Origin of the sequence: Staphylococcus sp. HMSC062A01 (assembly GCF_001836805.1) — a bacterium.
GTDB classification, from domain to species: domain Bacteria; phylum Bacillota; class Bacilli; order Staphylococcales; family Staphylococcaceae; genus Staphylococcus; species Staphylococcus haemolyticus.
The window spans coordinates 1-19,463 of the sequence record NZ_KV830638.1 but is presented as its reverse complement, the minus strand read 5'-3'; the positions used below and the strand labels follow the sequence as shown (position 1 = coordinate 19,463).

Sequence of the window (19,463 nt, the reverse complement as noted above, 5' to 3'; positions counted from 1 at the left end):
CAAAAAAGTCTTCCTTCTCATGAAAGAATTCTTTCTTAAATAAAGTTTCTATTTGTTTCCTCTTTTTCTCCGCAATTACAAAACCCACATAATAAAACAGGAATACAATAATCATACTTAGTGACATCGATTGTAATAAGAGATTCTCCCATGTTCCCTCAACTGTCCATAACTGTGTAATGGTTGTGTTAGTCACGAATATAAAAAAGATGATACATAACCTTAGCATATCATCATCCCCTTTTCGGCTATTTTAAACGTATTAGTGAAATTTTGCAATAACTTTTTTAAATTTTCTGATAAATAAATGGAAGTAGAACATATCTGATGTTTTCTCAAAGTTTATTTCGTTTTAACCCCAGCTATCTTAGCTTGTAGAATTTCTTTATGAATTTCTCTTTGCTGGGGCCCCAAACCCCAGCTTGCTTAGCTTGTAGAATTTCTTTATGAATTTCTCTTTGCTGGGGCCCCGACTAGATTTAAAAATACTTGATTCAAGTGCATTTTCAAACCAGATAGCTACTGCCAAAATGATAAATCTGTCATAAGTATTAAAAAAGCCATTCTTAAATGTCATATTGACATTCAAGAATGGCTTCTAATTTCAATTATATTATGAAAAGCTATTAACTTCAGCTTCACCAAAGATTTTACGTTTAATTGCTTCTCCTGTTGGTGTACCTGCTAAACCACCAAGTCCTGTTTCTCTTAATTCAGCTGGTAAGCCACGTCCTACTTTATCCATAGCTTCAATAACTTCATCTACTGGAATTCTACTTTCAACACCAGCTAATGCTAAGTCTGCAGAAATTAATGCATTACCAGAACCAATTGCATTACGCATTACACATGGAATCTCTACTAAACCTGCTACTGGGTCACAAACTAGACCAAGTAAATTACTAATCGCTAATGCCATAGCGTGTCCAGATGCTTCCGGTTCGCCACCGAAGATTGATACTGCAGCTGCTGCTGCCATTGCTGAAGCTGAACCTACTTCTGCTTGGCAACCTCCTGTAGCACCTGCAACACTTGCATTGTTAGCAACAACGCGACCAAATAATGATGAAACGAATAAGAAATCAATCATTTGTTCTTCTGTAAGGTCATGTGTTTTTTCTAATTTAAATAATACGCCCGGAATCGTTCCGGAGGATCCAGCTGTTGGAGTTGCACAAATGATACCCATAGCTGCGTTTACTTCATTAGTAGCAACCGCACCTTTAACTGCTTCAACCATTTCATGTCCTGATAAGGCATGATTATTCTCGTTATATTTAGCAAGTTTAATGGCATCTTGGCCAGTATAACCTGTTACACTTTTAACACCTTCGCCAGTTGATCCTTTAATTACGGCATCTCTCATGACGTCTAAATTTTGTTTCATTGTTTCTCTAACTTCGTCACGCGTCTTGCCTGAAAGTTCCATCTCTTCTTGAATCATAATATCTGCAAAAGACATTTTATTTTCGACTGCGTAGTCTATAGTTTCTCTAATTGAATCAAACATCTTTAATCCCCCTCTATTTAATATAGGATATATTTAAGTGACTATATTTTTCTTTAATTTGATCTAACGTTGATTCAGATAATGCTTTGTTTAGTGGTAATACTGCTAAACTAAAATTATCGCCCGTTTGTGTCATTTCCTCTTTAATGTCTGCACCAAGTTCATTCACATCATTGATAAAGTGATTAACTTCTGATTTATTTGCCGCTCCATCCATTTCTAAGATAGGTAAACCATAGTTAAAATCAATGTCTAGTCCTTCTACACTGATGCGTTTTAATTTAATCGTACCGCCACCAATTGAGTTACCAATTACTTCGATGTGACGACCATTTCCTTCTGCAACAAGATACGCACAGTTAGGATGCTCACCAATACTGTCGCCTTCTTCTTCGATAATATTTACTTCAATGTTTTGATCTTTAGCGATTGCTAATGAACTCTTAATACGACTATCGAATGTGCTATAGCCCATTGCACCACCAACGATAGCTAAATCTGTACCGTGTCCTTGATGAGTTTGAGCAAAGGATTCGTAATAATGAATTGTTAATTTATCTGGCTGCATACCACCTAATACTGCATAAGCAGCGTTGCCAATTTTAACTGCACCTGCTGTATGAGAACTTGAAGGTCCCATCATTACAGGGCCAATAATATCAAATGCACTTTGATAATCGTAGCTTTTTTTAGTAGCCATAATTAAACACTCTCCTTAGGTTGTTTCTGTTTGCTAGGCAATTTTATGCTCATATTCATTAGGTTGAATTTTTTAATTAACGTACTGAAGATAAATGCTAATACCACACTTACAACTGCAACGACGATGATTGTAATTATTGATTTTGTAGCATCGTTAAATCCGAATAAGACGATTGCACCTGCAATTGGTGTTGCCATACCTTTAACACCGATTACGAGTCCGCTGAATGTAACGATACAAGCGTTTACAACACCAATAATTGCGTTCGTACCATATAATTGTAGAGGGTATTTTGCGATTAAATCGATTTGTGTTAATGGTTCAACAAATACTGCGAATGCTTTTGATTTACTTCCGCCAATATTAAGTCTGCTAAATAATACATAGTTAACAAATGATGCACCAGTACATGTTAAAGCACCGATAGCCATTGGTATACCAGTTAGTCCTAATAAGCTAGTTAATACCATTGAACTTAGTGGTGTCATACCCGTTACTGGAATTACTAATCCTAAAATAATTGCTAATGCGTATGGATTGTTGTCTCCTACTGATGTAACTGCACCACCGATTTGAGTTAATACAGCCATAACCCCTGGGCTAATAACTGTAGCTAAGCCAAATACAAGTGCTGGAGCAATTAAAATCACAGCAATTAAGTCCAACCCTTCTGGGACTTTTTTCTCGATAAATTTAATACCGAATGAAATAATATACGCTGCTATAAATGCTGGTAATAATTTAAAGTCGTGTAATACTAGTCCTATGATTACGGCAAAAACAGGTGAGATGCCCATTTTCAAGCCAGTTAAGATACCTACTGCAACACCTGCAAGGCTGCCTGCCAAATCTCCTATTGTTTGTAAAAACTCGATATGGAATACGCCACCAATAGCGTAACTTAGAAATGCTTGTGGTAAGAAAGTTGCACAAGCAGCTCCTGATAAAGCTTGTAGTCCTTGTTTACCGTATGGCGCAAAGTTTAAGAATAACGTCATAACGATAAGCACTAATACGAGTGTTCCTACTCCTAAAATGATATTCATTCCCCAAAACCTCTTTCTATTTATTTAACAACCATAGTCATAGTACACCCTGGAGAAAACGATTTCAATGCATATTCAAAGACAAAAAAATAAAATTGTGAAATAAATCATATTTAGAGAATTATTGAGGTTAAACTATTTTTAGTTTTAAATTTTTTGAAAAGAAATAAATAATATGTGTTATTTTACACTAATATGAACTGCTTTGTAAACCTTTTCAACAGCGTATTTATTAGTTGAAATTTCGGGTAAATTGTATACATTTCTTTGTTGATATTTTCACTTTAACGTGACAACTAATCTTTACATAACACAATGCTCACATTTGAAATTGTTGCAAAATTAAAACGATTTAGTTTTTAACATAATAAAACTGGAACAACCATTGCTGCTCCAGTTTATTATCATTGAATTAATCTTCAATTTTTAATAATGCTTCAGTTAATTGATGCGTATGACGGTAAATATCTTTATATACTTTATAATATGCTTCATATTGTGCGTGTCTTTTAGCATCTGGTTCAAATGTTTGAGCAATATCTATAAACTTATCTACACATTCATCGAAACTTTCGAACCATTTCAGTCCATATGCTGCAATCATCGCAGCGCCCATACTAGGACCCTCTTCGTGTTTTAACTTTCTTATTGTAGCATTAAAGATATCTGCTTGCATCTGCAACCAAAATGAACTTTTCGCACCGCCACCAATTGAAGTAATATGCGTAATCTCTTTACCAGCTTCTCGCATTAATTGTATAGAGTCATATAAAGAGAAAGTAATACCCTCTAATACTGCTCTAGCAAAATCTGCCTTATTATGGCTACCACTAATACCAATAAAACTGCCTCTTATAAAAGCATCTCCATGTGGAGTACGTTCGCCTGATAAATAAGGTGCGAATAATAAGTGGTTAGAACCAATTGTTGAGGTACTTGCTTGTTTAACGATATCGTCAAAGCTTTCATGTTCAAAGAACGTTTGTTTAAGCCAATTTAAACTGTAACCTGCTGCTAAGGTTACGCCCATAGCATAGAATGTTTGTGGAACGCTATGATCAAAGAAATGTATGTTGTTCTTGTATTCAGTGTAGCCTTTGCTTTCAACATTAAGTACAACACCTGATGTCCCGATACTACAAAGCGTATCGTTACCATTAATGATTCCTGCACCAATGGCACCACATGCGTTATCTCCACCACCAGCATAAACCTTCACAGGAGCTTTGAAACCAAGCTCTCGTTCTAATTCTGAACGTACTACTCCAACTTCCTCTGTTGAACGTACTAAAGGTGGATAAATATCTCCGATGCCTAATCGTTCACCTAGATCTCTAGTCCAATCATGTGTTTTTGGACTTAATAGTAATGTACTGGCTGCATCAGAATATTCCATGTGAATATGACCTGTTAAACAATAGCGTACGTAATCCTTAGGCAATACGAAGACACTTACTTGTTCCCAAAGTGATGGCTCATTTTGTTTCATCCAAAGCATTTTTGGAAGTGTGAATCCTTCAAGAATAGGATTGCCATTCAATCTTTCACCATATACTTCTTTGATTTGCGCACATTGTTCAGAGTTACGGGTATCATTCCACAGAATGGCATGACGTACAGGTTTATGTTCGCTATTCAATGGCACTAAACCATGCATTTGTCCTGAGAACGAGATCCCTTTGACAGTATAATTCGCCATTTCAGGCACTTCATTAATATATTTAATACCTTTCTTAACCGCTTTAAACCATTCTTCAGGATCTTGCTCACTATAACCGGCACGATCTTGTATCAACGTTAAAGGTTCACTCGTTGAAGCAATTACTTCTCCTTGTCGATTAACAGCTATGATTTTAACTGCACTCGTACCTAAGTCTATTCCTAATACTACATCTTCCATAACCATTCCACCTTGTCCATCATTATAAGAGGCGCTCATCTTACATATCATGTAAACAATTCAATATATATTTATTTTATATAATTTTAATATTAAATTCTATAACCCATATATTTATCATATCGATTTTAATGATAATTTCAATAGTAAACTATGATTTCAATTCTTTTCACTTTATTCCTATTTAGAAAAGGGAGTTGGACAGAAATAACATTTTCTCAAAATTTATTCCGTTGTCCTACCCCGTCAAAGATGACTAGGTTTGAAAAAAGCTTGATTCAAGCGCATTTTCAAATCAGTCAGCTACTGACAAAATGATAAAGTAGGCTGAGACATTTTATTTTGTCCCAGCCTACTTTATTATTTTGCTTTTGCCAAACCATTATCTATTACCAACATCTTGACCGATTTCAACAGTTTGATTATTTTTATTATATATTGCACCTTGAACACTACCAAAGTTTGCGTCATTACGTTTTTCTTTAACACCATATCCCATACTCTTGAATGTATTGATATCTTCATCACTTGTCGCATTCTCATAATAAACTGTACCACCATCGTTATAAAAACGTGGTTTATCAATAGATTCTTGTAGGGAACCGTCACTTCTTAAATAGTCAATCAACACTTCATTTAAGATGGTAGGAATTTTGTTCCCACCTGGTGTACCAATACCCATATAGAAATCCGGACCAACAACAATGGATGGTGATGTATAAGAACGTGGTGCTTTATGTTTTCCACCATAGTTCGGACTATTAGGATCACTTGAGAAATTTGTTAAAGAGTTGTTCATATAGAAACCTTGTTTAACAAATTTACCTGAACCAAAGAAACTAGATAATGTATTTGTAGTACTAGCAAGCTTACCATTCTTATCAATGACAACAAAATGAGTTGTACTCGTCGTATCTAATGACGTATCAAAATCACTATTCATTTCATTGCCGCCACTATTTACATTATTTAAATTGTCTAATAAATAATTTTCCGATAAGTGTGAGTCGTTATTCGCTTCCTGACCATTAACAATATCTCTATTTCGGTACATTACATCACGTGATTTAATAATGCCATTGATATAATCTGTTCTATCATTATTTGAATTGGCACTTTCATCAATTTTTAAACCTTGTAACATTAAAACCCCACCTAAAGGATTTGATGCAGAGTATATTGTATTATTTAAATATTTAGTTGATACTGGTTTCTTTTCTTCAGTTTTAAATGTTGAAAAGTCTTTCTCAACTAATTCACTATCGATTTGTTTAGATACACTCTTAGCAATATCCTTATAGAAATATTTAGGCCCCTTATCTCTAATACCTTTAAGTGTTTTAGCTAAAGCGGGCTGTTTAACTACATCGCCTTCACGTACTGTACGTTTTCCTTTGAAGAAAGGTGAATTTCGATCGATATCAGAACCGTAGATTTTCAAACTACGCTCTAATTCTGAATCAACTTCGAAGCCATCCTCGGCTAATGGCACTACGTAACTAAAAATTTTCTTCTCATCCATTTTACCTTCTCGTTGATGCATATCATGCATACCTTGCACAAATCCAGGTGTACCAATTTCATCGCCTTTCTTATAATTATAAGAAGATAGCGTTTTATATTCGTACATCTTTGGTTCTTCGCCTTCATTACCGTTATATGTAAGCGTGGCACCGCCGCCGCCTAAGCCTGACGAATGCGGTTCTGATACCGCTAGCGCATAAGAAACACCCATAGCTGCGTCTACTGCATTACCGCCATCTTCAATAATTTTATTACCGACACGCGTGGCAATCGCATTATTAGATGCTACGCCATATTTTTTATTACTGCCAGATGATTTATGATCTGCAATTTTATTTTCGAATAATGTATCTTTATCAGGTCTGTCTTCTTTATTAAAGTAGTAAAAGACAAATGATATTAAAATGGTGATAACTAAAATGACTGATAATGTCACTTTACTATAAATATTCATACTAACTGGCCCCTTTAGATAAATATTGCTCCGTTGCATCTTTTAATTCATTTTTCTCGTAGTTATCAAGGCCTTCGTTCGCTTTGGCAAACGTCACCATCAATAGAATTGCAATTATAATGAGCGTTGTTACAATACCTAACCAATGTTTTTTAATATTCAAAGGTATATCCTCCATTCTCCTCTTTAAGGTGAATTGATTTATCATTTATATTATTGTAATAACGTTGTGCCTCCATCTTATTCATGTTGTCTTTCGTTATTTTGCCATCTGCACCACGTACAGGTGTAATGCTAAATTTATTATGCTGCCCATTCCAATCGTGTTGAACTACCATACCTTTTTGGTTTTTAGATAAGAATGAATCTGATGTTAAATTACCTAAACTATAGAAGATACTTGCATTTTTATATTTTTCAACTTTTTGGACAACTGAGTTATGACCAATGATTACATCTGCACCGGATTTCACTAGCGCATGTGCGTATTCTTTTTGACGATCCGTCACACTACGTTCATTGGTAATACCCCAATCCACGTTTACGACAACTAAATCGTTATTTTCTTTTAAGTTTTTGATTAATGGAACAAATATTTTGGGGTCTAAACTAATAGATGTTGTATTTTTAAGTGGATCTTCATAGTTTGAACCTACATCAGTGAATGACACGTTAGCTATTTTTTTACCTTTAACCGTTTGTTGCACCGTCTTACTATTAATTGGGTTAGAGCCATTACCAGTCATAAAGTTATAATCCGTTTGTGCTTCCACTTGTTTACTTAAATCTTGGGCTTGCACGTTATCAATCGTATTATTAATTAAATTGACACTTTTAACATTTTCTTTTTTCAAGAACATTATATTCTCAATATTCTTCTTAATATTCGTTTTAGGATCATTTGAGAAATGGCTCACTAGAAGTGAAGCAGTTGAAAAGTCACTTTGTTGAAGTGGTTGCTTTAACCCTTTAAACACTTCGTTAAGATCCATTTGTCGAAAATGTTTATTCAATGTGATATTACCTAAATATGTACTACGAATATAATCATTACCTGAGCTTGGCATTGCCTCGACTGGCTCAACTTTTACAGCTCTAATAGCGAATACTAGAAGTACAAGTGCCACAATTAAAACGATAAGTGTATAGCTAAAATTGAAACGTTTGTGACGTTTCGATTGCTTAAGTAACCATTCGCTCGCTGATAACCGTTTTTTCTTTTTCATTACTCTGCGCTCCTTGCTCGCGATTAATTAATAAAGCTATATAAGAATAAGATGACATACGTGATACATGTAAGTAACATCGTTGTTGATAACGTAATCACGACACCTTGCTTTTGAATTGTATTCGCAATGATTCCAGGAATAACGACACCAATACCAGACACTTCAACCATTTCAAATGGCGTCAATGGATAAATCAAGTCGAACAGGAATTTAAGTACCATCCCAGTTAAAATCATCGCCGCAAATTTTCTTCTTCCGTACAAAATAACCCATCTACTAATACCATATGTAACTATGAAAAATGTTAAACAACTAATAACTAACACAGATAACAACATGATGGGTTGATCGAATATAAGTGCTAAATAACCCGGTACAACGAGTCCTGCTGGATTAATCCCAAATTTCTCGGCAAATATTAAACTTAATACAATACCGACAAATAGGGAGAAGTATAATTCTGAACCTATCATTTTATTCTATCCCTTCTATAAATTCTGCTATTCTACCACCTGGACCATGAATATTTCCTACACAGAATATGAGTGCGTTTTGTGACTCTTGCAAAATAGCTTTCTCAATTTCTGGGAACTCACGGTTTTCAAAATTAAGATATTTTTTATCAGGTAAGTGCTGCATTAAGTCTGTCACCATTTGTGTACTTTTACCTGTACAAATGAGTGTGTCAAAGTCTACATCATCAATAAAGTTTTCAACAAATTGACGCGTTCTATCTACCCTATCTGAACGACAATTTAAAATCACTACTTTTTTCGTATATGGATAGTTATAAGATTCAACTTTGTTTAAAATAGCTTTTGTCGATTGAGGTTCATTAGCAGCAAATGCATTAACAAATACATTTCGTGTGCGATTTGCATTAAAGTATTTGATTTCAACCGCACCAGGATCAGGTGGTGCATTTAACATGCCTCTCAATGCTGTTTCCTTATCAACGCCAACAGCTTCTGCAACGCCTAATGCAATAGCAACATTATCTGGGAAGACGAGATATGGAAACTTTCTTAAATATGATTCCGGAACTTCATCTTTATCTACGACAATTAACTTTGTTTTACGTTTCTTAGCTTCTTTTGCGAAGAATTTCGTATAGTCGTCTTTCATAACAACTAAAGTCCCTTTGTAAGGAATTGTTGCAGTAAACGCTTGAGCAACATCTTGAAGTGTAGGTCCAAGTACGTCCATGTGGTCTTCCATGACATTGACGATAACGCCTATATTGGCTTTAACTAAATCTTTTTGAAAAGTAATTTGATAGTCTGGATTAACTGCCATACATTCATTAACTAAAGAGTCAGCTTTTTGTTTAACAACTTTCCGCACAATGTCACGTTGTTCACCAATATTCGCGCCTTGTGGTTTTCTAATAACGGGGTATTCCTTGTCAGTAAACCAATACAACATTCGAGCATCTGTGCCTGTGGTTTTACCAATAACATGATAATGGTCTTCTCTTAATACGCTATAAATCATTCTCGTAATCGTTGATTTACCACGAATACCATTTATGTTGATTCTAATTGGAATCTTATTGAGTCGATTAGTATGGCGATTCTTCTCTTTAATACCAAGCCATAAAATCAATGCGATACAAATTATAATGAGAATCACAGTGTAGTACCTCTCTTTAATTGTTTTAATATTAAGTTGTCTAAATACGTATTTCATTACTATGTATATCAAAAATGTCTTTAAACATTTTCTATAGAAGTGACTAATAAATCCAAACGCTCTTGCTTCATATGAACATAATAAATAAATTATTACTTCTAATAAGGATATGCTATCATGTGCGTATTTAGTCAGTTTTAACATTGTAAATCTAATGTAAAATTATATTAACAAAGATTAATTTTTTTAGAAATATTCAATATTTTACTTTTACAAATAAAGAATGATTTTAAAAATATTTTTCTAAAATTTAAATTTAGTTCTAGTTATTTGAGAAATCATCAAATATTTACGTCGCATTTACATTAGATTAAAATTCTGATGTTAATTTAGAGGTAATTAAAGATACAACTTTAGGAGGATACTGATGGGTAAACCTTTGACTAAACCTGTTAAGATAGCAATTAGCATATATTTAGCAATGGTATTATTAATTTGTTCAAGCTATTTGGTATTGATTCTTGTGGGTAGCTTACAAGGCAATGATATGAGTAGTTCAGTTTTAGACACAGACCATCAACACATTAATAGTGTTACTAAAGATTCTAACGAAGGCATAAATGATACAAAGTTAAATAAAGCTTCAGCAACAAGTGATGATGTTGCCAAAGAAGAAACCGTTTCAAATACAAATGATACAATTTCAAATACAAATACTGAAAAAGTAGGTGCAAGCTCATCTGATTGATGACACTATGCACCTATTTTATTTTAAATACTTTGCATATTTTATTTGAAATTGCTTAGGAGTGAGTGAATATTTCTGCTTAAAATTTTGTATAAAGTAACTTGTAGTTGAGAATCCACAATCCATTGCCACTTCAGTCACATTTTTATGATGATACATGAGTTGCTTAGCACTCTGCTCTAGTCGATAATTTTGTAAGAAATTGAGTGGCGTGTCCCCTGCAAATCGTTTAAACAACTTAATCGTCTCCGCTTCGCTCATATGAACCATATGACTTAACTCACTCAGTTGCACCTTTTTATGATAATGACTTTGTAAGTATTCAATACATTGTTTAACTCTTGGATCAAAGAAATATTGATTGATTTGTTCATATTGATCAAAAATATTTAAAAGATGATTTAGACATTGATAAAATTCGCTAAGAATTTGCAGTTGATAATAATCTCTTTGTGATAAGTAAATATGTCCTACTATCTCAATACGCCGTAACAAACTTACATTTTCTTCATCTTTTGGTATTAATTTAATAAATGGAATGGATTGCGCTTGATCAACAATTCGACTAACATAAGTAAAATTGATATATTCCGTGACATTGGGCAATCCAATGTTCCAGCAATAGAAACGCGCGCATTCATTCGCGTCACGAATTTCATGTACAACGTTTGAATTAATAAATAATCCCTCCCCTTCATGTATCTCCAATGTATTTTCTGCTAACTTTACCTTAATCACACCGTTTGTGACATACATAAATTGCAAGGCATAATGCCAATGTAAAGGTATATATCCGAGTAATGTCTCACTCAATGATGTATGTAGAATGACATGTGGCCAACGTCGATCAGGATAATTAATCTTTTCTTCTAAGTCTTCATTAATAATAATATTAGAAACCATATCGCACTACCTCAATATCTTGATACTTTTAATTACTATTTGAGTATTACCAAATTTATATACATTATATTATGAGATTTATAATAAAACAAAATACAGATGGAGGTGCATTCAATGAATCACACACAACACAGATTAAAAGGAGTATTATTTGCAATTATAGGTGCTACTTTATAGGGATTAGGTGGGACTGTTTCCGACTTACTCTTTAATCAACGAGATATTGAAGTGGATTGGTATGTTACTGCTCGCCTACTAATAAGTGGCATCTCCTTGTTGAGTCTGTACAAACTATTACATCCTAAGCAATCTATGTTTATTGTTTTTAAGAAGCCCAAAACAATTGTTAATTTGTTTATATATAGTTTAATCGGAATGCTTTTTGTCCAATACGCTTATATGGCATCCATCGCAACCGGCAATGTCGCAGTAGCTACACTTCTCCAATACATTGCACCAGTCTATATCATTATTTGGTTCGTCATACGTGGTCTTGATGTATTTCGTCCTTTTGATATTTTAGCCATTGCAATGACGCTAATTGGGACTTTTTTACTTTTAACAAATGGATCTATCTCTCATTTAGTCGTATCACCTACGAGTTTGTTCTGGGGAATCATCTCTGGCTTAGCACTTGCGTTTTACACGATTTATGCCACAGGCTTACTTGAAAAGTTCCCTTCAATTCTAATAGTAGGATGGGCAATGATTATTTCAGGTTGTGCAATGAGTTTCAAGCATCTTATATGGGATGTTAGCTTTAGCAACATGAGTGCATCTACAATCATTTATGTAATTTTTGGTATTATCGCTGGGACTGCTTTCGCATTTTATCTATTTATAGATAGTCTTAAATACTTATTACCTAAGGAGACAACGTTATTAGGTACGATTGAACCAGTGATAGCAGTTGTTACAAGTGCATTATGGCTTGGTGTTACTTTCCAATCAGTCCAAGTCATTGGAATCGTATTAATTCTTATTTTAATTTTAATGTTGTCACTTAAGAAACAACCTGAAGAAATGTAATCAATAATGTAGCGCCAAGGAATTGAACGATGACTAGCCTGAATAGCACAGAATTCTTCGTGAATTCATCGTGTCACTTTAGTAATCATCTCGTCCTCGGCGCTTAATTTTTATAGAATAATTGATTTAAGTTGTGTAAAGAATTTCTGTCTTTCTGGTAATGGGAAGATAGGATAAATGTGGAATAAATTATATCCTGGCATAAAATCATGTTCAATACCTTTATCATTAAGCATTTGGGATAATTTTAAAGCGTCAGGGTATAACGTTTCCTTTGTACCAATAAAAATGGATAATCGACCTAATCCTTCTAAGTCACCGTTAATTGGCGATATTCTATAGTCCTCAATAGGTAATTGGCCAGCCCATAATTTTATAAAGTATTTACTACCTTCTATACCTAACATTGGATCAATACGTTCATACGTTTTATCATCTGGATTGCTTAACGTACCATCTAACACTGGAGATAGCATTACAATATGTCCAGGTTGTGGAAGTGTAGTTTCTGCTTTTAAATATTCGGCAAATGACAATGCAATTTGTCCGCCTGCAGAATCTCCCATCACAATAAGCTGTTCACTGCTTTCAACTTTGGCAGCTTGTTTATCATAAATAAGTTTTAATAATTCGAATGTAGTACGATAATCACGATGAGGTACTTTAGGATATATCGGCATAATGACCTTCGCATCAAGTTGTCCTGCGAGTTCATCTATAAAATTAAAATGATTATCTAGTGGATCTTGGAACCATGCACCACCATGAATATATAAAACAACTTTTTGTTGATGGTTACGTTGGTCATTCACAATATATGTGACGCACCCATTCCAACTTTTTGTTCGAACGTCATGTTTAAATTCATAACTAGTGCCACCATATTTTCCAGCTGTAATTTCTTTCGTTTCTTCCAATGCTTTTTTCGCGTCCGCTTCATTTTCAAACGTTTTTTTCATGCCAGACATTCGTATATATTTTTCAGTTATAAAACTTTTGTAACTGCGTTTCTCTTTAACTTTAATAAATGCTAATGTTCCTAATATCGCAGATGTTGCTACGGTTATCATACTTTTTTTCATAGCTTAAACGACCTCCTATACATGTCTATATTATAAACCTTAAACGACAATTCATTTAGTAATTAACACTGTTATCGTTAAACAATATTTTCATTTTAAGGAAAACATGCTATCCTTATATAAATTATCTGAATTTTCAAATTATAAAAGGGGGCAACGATTTATGGCACGTCATAAAATTGTACTTATTGGAAGTGGCTATGTAGGATCTGCGTTTGCACATGCAATCGTAGCTAAAGGTTTAGTGGATGAGATGACAATTATAGATATTGATGAGGATAAGGCTAAAGCAGATGTGTGGGATTTAAATCATGCGACTCCATTTGGCGATAACTTCGTAAATGTGCACGTCGGACAGTATGAAGACTGTAAAGACGCTGATATTATAGTGATTTGTGCAAGTGCTAAACTTGCTAAAGGTGAAACACGTCTTAAGCTACTAGAAGATAATGTAGACATTTTTGTCCCAATGATTCAACGTATTGTAGATAGTGGTTTCGATGGCTACTTTGTATTACCTTCCAATCCTGTCGACATTATGAGTTACGTCGTTAAACGAGTGTCGAATTTTCCTAAAAATAAAATCATTGGTTCAGGCACTTCTTTAGATACTGCGCGTTTCCAATTCTTTTTAAGTCGAGAATTCGATGTAGCACCGAATCAAGTCTATGCACCTATTATTGGTGAACATGGTGATTCACAAGTCGCAGTATGGTCACACGCACAAATTGCAGGTGAGCCGGTGTTAGATTTATTACCTTCTAATACGAATATAGAAGCATTTAAGACTTCCATTTCCAACCGTACAACTCAAATTGGTTACGATATTTATGTTCGAAAAGGCACAACCAATTTCGGAATATCACTAAGTCTAGTTAGAATCGTAGAAGCCATCTTATTTAATAAAAATATCATTATGAATGTTTCAAGTTACGTTGGCGGTGAATATGGATTGAGTGATGTATATATCGGTGTACCTACCGTTATTAACGGAAATGGTGCTGACCGAATTATTGAATTAGCTCTCTCAAAAGAAGAATTATCACAGCTACATCATTCTGCTGATATCATCTTAGACTATCAGCGACAAGCCGATGCTATCATTGATCAAATGTGCTGATATTAAAAGTAAGTGCGTAAGGAGCGGGACAGAAATTAATTCGTAACCCCAGCTTGCTTTATTTGTAGAATTTCTTTATGAAATTCTCTTTGCTGGGGCCCCGCTCTCACTTTATGTTTCAGAGCAACTATCATACATTAATTTCAACTGATGTTCGAATCGTTGCATATCTATAAATCGAGCTTGGCGATGCATTTCTTTACCATTCATAAAGATTAAATCAACGGGTACAGTAAATATAGATAATTCACCTGCAATGGTTTCGACATCTGATTGATTTATGACGGCGAGTTCTGCATTAGGGTAAGATGCTACAATATCTTCAATTTGTGGTAATACTGCATGGCACACTGAACAATGATCCCGCATTACGTGAACTACTACTAACTGATTATTATTAATAATTTGATGGAAGGCTTCCATATTACTCAAATGCTTTGCCATATCCTCACCTATACTTTCACTTATTTTAATAAGTTTTGAAATACCTCTGGCATCTTAGTTACTCTTTGACGTTCTAAATCTAAGAAACCACCTGTTTGCTGTCCAATACAATGCACTTTATCTCCAGAGGTAATTTCGAATTTAAATACCCATTTCATTCTTCCATCTTTAACAAACCAGCAACGCCCCACAGGTTTATCGTGTATCGTAATTGGAACTTTATACTCTATTTCTGTCTTCATTAATATTGGCGATATATGTTGCTTCATCATTTCTGAAAATGTCATATATTCATTAATAAATATTGTACGTAAATCTTCAAACCAGCGTATATAGACGATATTACTTACAATCCCCATTGCATCGATATCGTAATTGTTAACTTCTATTTCTCTTTCGGCGACTAACAAGCCTTCATGTTCCATAAAATATAATCTCCTTTAAGTCATCATTCAATTATATTCTACGACGTTTACATGCATTTTTCATCTACTTTAACTATACAACATTTAATGAGCGTACTATATACATGTCTATTTTATTATATATTATTTTCATTAAATACATAACCAAATTTACATAGTATAGTGTTTGTGAAAATATTCGCATATTTTATGAGAATAATTCATATGAAAGCTTATGTTTATGAAAAGCCAGGCTTTGCAAAACTGATTGATAAAGAGAAGCTAATCATTACGGAAAGTACAGATGCAATTATTAGAATGGTCAAAACACGATTTGTGGTACTGATCTACATATTATTAAAGTCGATACATCGGAAGTACCATCAAACACAACACTTGGCCATGAAGGTATTGGTTTCGTTGAATCAGTTGGTTAAAGTGTAAACAATTTCAAAGTTGGAGATAAAGTCATTGTTTCTTGTATCTCGTCGTGTGGTAAATGTTACTACTGTAAAAAAGGTATTTATGCACATTGTGAAAAAGATGGCGGTTGGATATTAGGTCACCTCATAGATGGTACACAAGCAGAATATTTTAAAGTACCTTTCGCAGACAACTCTTTATACCATGCACCAGAATCTTTACCAGACGAAGCACTCGTTATGCTCTCTGACATTTTAGCAACGGGTTATGAAATTGGTGTTTTAAAAGGTAAAGTTAAACCAGGTAGTACGGTTGCGATAGTAGGTGCAGGTCCAGTTGGATTAGCTGCATTATCAACAGTACAATTTTATTCATCTTCTAAAATTATTATGCTCGATTTGGATGATAATCGTTTAGCAACTGCCAAGGAATTAGGTGCTACACATACAATTAATTCAACGAATGTTGAAGATGCTGTTGCTCAAGTAAAAACATTGAACCATCGTGGTGCGGACGTAGCCATTGAAGATGTTGGTACTCCACAAACCTTTGATTTATGTCAAAAGTTAATTGGTGTTGACGGACAATCGCTAATTTTGGTGTTCATGGATTACCAGTACAATTTGATATCGATAAATTATGGATTAAGAATATCAATGTGACAACAGGTTTAGTTTCGGCGAATACTACTGAAGAATTGTTGGAAGCTCTCAAATCTAAAATCATTCAACCTGAACAACTCATGACACATTATAGTAAATTAAGTGATATTGAACATGCTTATGATTTATTCAGAAATGCTACAGATCATAAAGCTATCAAATTATTAATTGAGAATGATATAACTGAATAATGTTGTTTATTAAATAAAAAATAAGGGGGACAGCATTCTTTCTGAATTCGTCGCCCCGCCATGGCAAAGAGGATTAGAATTGAAAACCTTGAGACAACACCTTTTCAATTCAGTCATCGACTGCCAACACATAAAACAAGCCTGAGACACATATGATGTCCCAGGCTTGTTTTATTATTTAATTGTCATAATGCGTTTACCAGGATCTACTGAATCAACATCATCGAATGTTAATGTTTTATCACCCTGATTTGTAATAATCACTGGTGTGACAACACTTGGCGCATGTTCTTTTAAGTATGCTAAATTAATTTTCATTAATGGTTGACCTTGTGTGACAGGTTCATTGACATCGACTAAACTTTCGAAGCCTTCACCATTCAATTTCACTGTATCGATACCAATATGAATTAATACTTCAATTCCTGTATCAGATTCTAAACCGATGGCATGTTTCGTTGGGAAAATCGTTTTAACTGTACCATCAAATGGTGCTACAATTTCGCCTTTTTCAGGAACAAACCCAATACCGTCACCCATCATTTTTTCTGAGAATACTTTATCTGGCACTTCAGATAATGGAATAATATGACCCGTACCTGGTGCATAGATATCAGTTTCTTTTACCTCTTCCAACTGTACTGGCTCATCTGATGTATCTTCAGTCACAGTGGTTTCACTAGGTTTTGTGATGTCTCCATTCATAATACGTGCCATATCATGTTTAATTTGATCTGATTTAGGTCCAAAAATCGCTTGCATATTATTTCCTACTTCAAGCACCCCTGAAGCACCAAGCGCTTTTAGTCCTTCAACGTCTACTTTAGATTTATCATTGACTTCAACACGTAAACGCGTAATACAAGCATCTAAATGCTTGATATTTTCTTTACCGCCCATTGCATCTAACACATCAAATGGTAATTTACTTGCAGATGTATTAGCTACAGAGGCTTGTTTATCTTCACGACCTGGCGTTTTGAAGTTGAATTTAACAATTAAGAATCTAAATACTACATAATAAATGACAGCGTAAACTAATCCTACCGGAATCACTAACCACCATGGTGTTTTATTTGGAAGAATACCTAATAAAACAAAATCTATGAATCCTCCAGAGAATGTATATCCAAGATGTAAATTTAGTAGATAAAGCGTTAAAAATGATAATCCATCAAGTACTGCATGAATAAAGAATAATAATGGTGCTACGAATAAGAATGAAAATTCTAATGGTTCAGTAATACCAGTTAAGAATGATGTTAAAGCTGCTGATAACATCAAGCCTCCAACTACCTTTTTATTCTCAGGTTTAGCTGTTTGATAAATTGCTAATGCTGCTGCTGGTAATCCAAACATCATAACAGGAAATTCACCTTGCATGAATTTACCTGAAGTTAAATGAACACCTTCACGTATTTGCTCAATAAAAATACGTTGATCTCCTCGAATAATTTCTCCAGCTGCATTTTTCCAAGAACCAAATTCAAACCAAAATGGCGCATGGAAAATATGATGTAAACCAAATGGAATAAGTAATCGTTTAATAAATCCAAATAAGAATACTGCCAATCCAGTATTAGAATCTAATAAACCTGTACTAAATGCATTTAATCCATTTTGAATGAATGGCCAAATCCAAGCCATTGGGAAAGCTAAAATAAACGATGTCGTTGCCATCATAATCGGCACAAAACGTTTACCCGCAAAGAATCCTAAATACGATGGTAAGGAAATATTATAAAACTTGTTATAACACCAAGCTGCTAGAGCCCCTATAATAATCCCACCAAACACTCCAGTTTGAAGTGTAGGTATGCCTAAAACATTTGCGAATCCTTTAGATGGGTCTTCCAATTGTGCTGGCGTAACATTTAAGAATGCTCCCATTGTTTTATTCATAATAATAAATCCGACAAAAGCTGCAATGGCTGCTACACCATCTCCACCTGCTAGTCCTATTGCTACACCGAGTGCAAAAATGATAGGTAAGTTATCAAAAATAATACCACCAGCACCTGTCATCATGCTAGCAATATTTTGAATTACTCCATTTTTAATAAATGGAAGATATTGCTGTAATGCTTCACCTTGAAAAGCTGTTCCAATTGCTAGTAATAATCCAGCTGCAGGCAAGATTGCCACAGGTAACATTAATGCTTTACCAATTCGTTGCAATTGTCCAAATAGCTTTTTAAACATTTTGATTCAATCCTTTCAATGTATCTTTTTACGCATTAAAAAAGCATGACCAAATAAGCTCATCATTTATGACAAAAATAATGATAGCTTATCTGCTCATGCCTAATCGAATAGTAACACGCAGTTCTTTTTTAACAATTTAATTATACCTATAATATAAAGCGTTTTCAATATTTTTTTGCTAATATCTTACATTTTTTATAATTTAAATATTCGGCTCTAGGTCAAATCGGACTGATGAGTCCAAATATTGAGAT

16 protein-coding genes and 3 pseudogenes are annotated in these 19,463 nt (G+C 34.2%); 4 read left to right on the top strand and 15 right to left on the bottom strand.

What is annotated here, in order from left to right; all coding sequences use genetic code 11:
* Positions 1-61: 61 nt before the first annotated feature.
* From HMPREF2715_RS12315 to pgsB, 10 genes and pseudogenes are all read right to left on the bottom strand, one after another.
* Positions 62-229 (bottom strand): annotated as a pseudogene (locus HMPREF2715_RS12315) (hypothetical protein); the annotation flags it as partial.
* Between the two features lie 384 nt (positions 230-613).
* Positions 614-1,510, bottom strand: a complete 897-nt coding sequence (gene sdaAA / locus HMPREF2715_RS08550) for an L-serine ammonia-lyase, iron-sulfur-dependent, subunit alpha (protein ID WP_011274864.1) — start codon at positions 1,508-1,510, stop codon at positions 614-616.
* Between the two features lie 13 nt (positions 1,511-1,523).
* Entirely contained in the window at positions 1,524-2,210 is a 687-nt protein-coding gene (locus HMPREF2715_RS08545) for a serine dehydratase beta chain (protein ID WP_011274863.1), read from the bottom strand.
* Between the two features lie 2 nt (positions 2,211-2,212).
* Positions 2,213-3,259, bottom strand: coding sequence for a PTS sugar transporter subunit IIC (locus tag HMPREF2715_RS08540; RefSeq protein WP_070581886.1), 1,047 nt, complete (start codon positions 3,257-3,259; stop codon positions 2,213-2,215).
* A gap of 412 nt (positions 3,260-3,671) precedes the next feature.
* Positions 3,672-5,159, bottom strand: coding sequence for a xylulokinase (xylB, locus tag HMPREF2715_RS08535; RefSeq protein ID WP_070581884.1), 1,488 nt, complete (start codon positions 5,157-5,159; stop codon positions 3,672-3,674).
* Between the two features lie 382 nt (positions 5,160-5,541).
* Complete coding sequence (locus HMPREF2715_RS08530) at positions 5,542-7,137, bottom strand: gamma-glutamyltransferase (RefSeq protein ID WP_070839855.1); 1,596 nt, start codon at positions 7,135-7,137, stop codon at positions 5,542-5,544.
* A 1-nt stretch (position 7,138) separates the two neighbouring features.
* Complete coding sequence (locus HMPREF2715_RS12090) at positions 7,139-7,315, bottom strand: hypothetical protein (protein ID WP_011274859.1); 177 nt, start codon at positions 7,313-7,315, stop codon at positions 7,139-7,141.
* Complete coding sequence (locus HMPREF2715_RS08525) at positions 7,290-8,363, bottom strand: CapA family protein (protein WP_048667803.1); 1,074 nt, start codon at positions 8,361-8,363, stop codon at positions 7,290-7,292. Before HMPREF2715_RS08525 ends, HMPREF2715_RS12090 begins: the two co-directional genes overlap by 26 nt.
* Positions 8,364-8,386: 23 nt before the next feature.
* A complete protein-coding gene (gene pgsC, locus HMPREF2715_RS08520) occupies positions 8,387-8,839 on the bottom strand; it encodes a poly-gamma-glutamate biosynthesis protein PgsC (protein WP_011274857.1) in 453 nt (150 codons plus the stop codon).
* 1 nt (position 8,840) lies between these two features.
* Entirely contained in the window at positions 8,841-9,998 is a 1,158-nt protein-coding gene (gene pgsB, locus HMPREF2715_RS08515; RefSeq protein WP_011274856.1) for a poly-gamma-glutamate synthase PgsB, read from the bottom strand.
* Positions 9,999-10,425: 427 nt separating this feature from the next.
* Here pgsB and HMPREF2715_RS08510 point away from each other — a divergent pair, with 427 nt between their 5' ends.
* On the top strand, positions 10,426-10,746 hold the full coding sequence (locus tag HMPREF2715_RS08510; protein ID WP_070581880.1) for a hypothetical protein: 321 nt from the start codon (positions 10,426-10,428) through the stop codon (positions 10,744-10,746).
* Positions 10,747-10,764: 18 nt separating this feature from the next.
* Here HMPREF2715_RS08510 and HMPREF2715_RS08505 read toward each other — a convergent pair whose 3' ends face one another.
* Positions 10,765-11,649: an AraC family transcriptional regulator gene (locus HMPREF2715_RS08505; protein WP_070581879.1), complete on the bottom strand. Its 885-nt coding sequence runs from the start codon at positions 11,647-11,649 to the stop codon at positions 10,765-10,767.
* 99 nt (positions 11,650-11,748) lie between these two features.
* Between HMPREF2715_RS08505 and HMPREF2715_RS08500 the strand changes: the two are divergent.
* Positions 11,749-12,678, top strand: a pseudogene (locus tag HMPREF2715_RS08500) (EamA family transporter).
* Between the two features lie 110 nt (positions 12,679-12,788).
* Here the strand turns inward: HMPREF2715_RS08500 and HMPREF2715_RS08495 are convergent.
* The gene (locus HMPREF2715_RS08495; protein ID WP_070839852.1) at positions 12,789-13,760 is read right to left on the bottom strand and encodes an alpha/beta hydrolase fold domain-containing protein; all 972 of its coding nucleotides are present in this window, start codon (positions 13,758-13,760) and stop codon (positions 12,789-12,791) included.
* 163 nt (positions 13,761-13,923) lie between these two features.
* On the opposite strand from HMPREF2715_RS08495, the gene HMPREF2715_RS08490 reads away from it, so the two are divergent.
* Entirely contained in the window at positions 13,924-14,880 is a 957-nt protein-coding gene (locus HMPREF2715_RS08490; protein ID WP_070581875.1) for an L-lactate dehydrogenase, read from the top strand.
* A gap of 111 nt (positions 14,881-14,991) precedes the next feature.
* Here the strand turns inward: HMPREF2715_RS08490 and HMPREF2715_RS08485 are convergent, their stop codons facing one another.
* On the bottom strand, positions 14,992-15,324 hold the full coding sequence (locus tag HMPREF2715_RS08485; protein WP_070581873.1) for a thioredoxin family protein: 333 nt from the start codon (positions 15,322-15,324) through the stop codon (positions 14,992-14,994).
* A gap of 20 nt (positions 15,325-15,344) precedes the next feature.
* Entirely contained in the window at positions 15,345-15,749 is a 405-nt protein-coding gene (locus HMPREF2715_RS08480; protein WP_070581871.1) for an acyl-CoA thioesterase, read from the bottom strand.
* A gap of 204 nt (positions 15,750-15,953) precedes the next feature.
* Between HMPREF2715_RS08480 and HMPREF2715_RS08475 the strand changes: the two are divergent.
* A pseudogene (locus HMPREF2715_RS08475) lies at positions 15,954-17,004 on the top strand (zinc-dependent alcohol dehydrogenase family protein).
* Positions 17,005-17,178: 174 nt separating this feature from the next.
* Here the strand turns inward: HMPREF2715_RS08475 and ptsG are convergent.
* Entirely contained in the window at positions 17,179-19,206 is a 2,028-nt protein-coding gene (gene ptsG / locus HMPREF2715_RS08470; protein WP_053025316.1) for a glucose-specific PTS transporter subunit IIBC, read from the bottom strand.
* Between the last annotated feature and the right edge of the window lie 257 nt (positions 19,207-19,463).

Coding starts and splice junctions, on each gene's coding strand:
- sdaAA (WP_011274864.1), bottom strand. CDS start 1,510: ATGTTTGATTCAATTAGAGAAACTATAGACTACGCAGTCGAAAATAAA.
- HMPREF2715_RS08545 (WP_011274863.1), bottom strand. CDS start 2,210: ATGGCTACTAAAAAAAGCTACGATTATCAAAGTGCATTTGATATTATT.
- HMPREF2715_RS08540 (WP_070581886.1), bottom strand. CDS start 3,259: ATGAATATCATTTTAGGAGTAGGAACACTCGTATTAGTGCTTATCGTT.
- xylB (WP_070581884.1), bottom strand. CDS start 5,159: ATGGAAGATGTAGTATTAGGAATAGACTTAGGTACGAGTGCAGTTAAA.
- HMPREF2715_RS08530 (WP_070839855.1), bottom strand. CDS start 7,137: ATGAATATTTATAGTAAAGTGACATTATCAGTCATTTTAGTTATCACC.
- HMPREF2715_RS12090 (WP_011274859.1), bottom strand. CDS start 7,315: ATGGAGGATATACCTTTGAATATTAAAAAACATTGGTTAGGTATTGTA.
- HMPREF2715_RS08525 (WP_048667803.1), bottom strand. CDS start 8,363: ATGAAAAAGAAAAAACGGTTATCAGCGAGCGAATGGTTACTTAAGCAA.
- pgsC (WP_011274857.1), bottom strand. CDS start 8,839: ATGATAGGTTCAGAATTATACTTCTCCCTATTTGTCGGTATTGTATTA.
- HMPREF2715_RS08510 (WP_070581880.1), top strand. CDS start 10,426: ATGGGTAAACCTTTGACTAAACCTGTTAAGATAGCAATTAGCATATAT.
- HMPREF2715_RS08505 (WP_070581879.1), bottom strand. CDS start 11,649: ATGGTTTCTAATATTATTATTAATGAAGACTTAGAAGAAAAGATTAAT.
- HMPREF2715_RS08495 (WP_070839852.1), bottom strand. CDS start 13,760: ATGAAAAAAAGTATGATAACCGTAGCAACATCTGCGATATTAGGAACA.
- HMPREF2715_RS08490 (WP_070581875.1), top strand. CDS start 13,924: ATGGCACGTCATAAAATTGTACTTATTGGAAGTGGCTATGTAGGATCT.
- HMPREF2715_RS08485 (WP_070581873.1), bottom strand. CDS start 15,324: ATGGCAAAGCATTTGAGTAATATGGAAGCCTTCCATCAAATTATTAAT.
- HMPREF2715_RS08480 (WP_070581871.1), bottom strand. CDS start 15,749: ATGGAACATGAAGGCTTGTTAGTCGCCGAAAGAGAAATAGAAGTTAAC.
- ptsG (WP_053025316.1), bottom strand. CDS start 19,206: ATGTTTAAAAAGCTATTTGGACAATTGCAACGAATTGGTAAAGCATTA.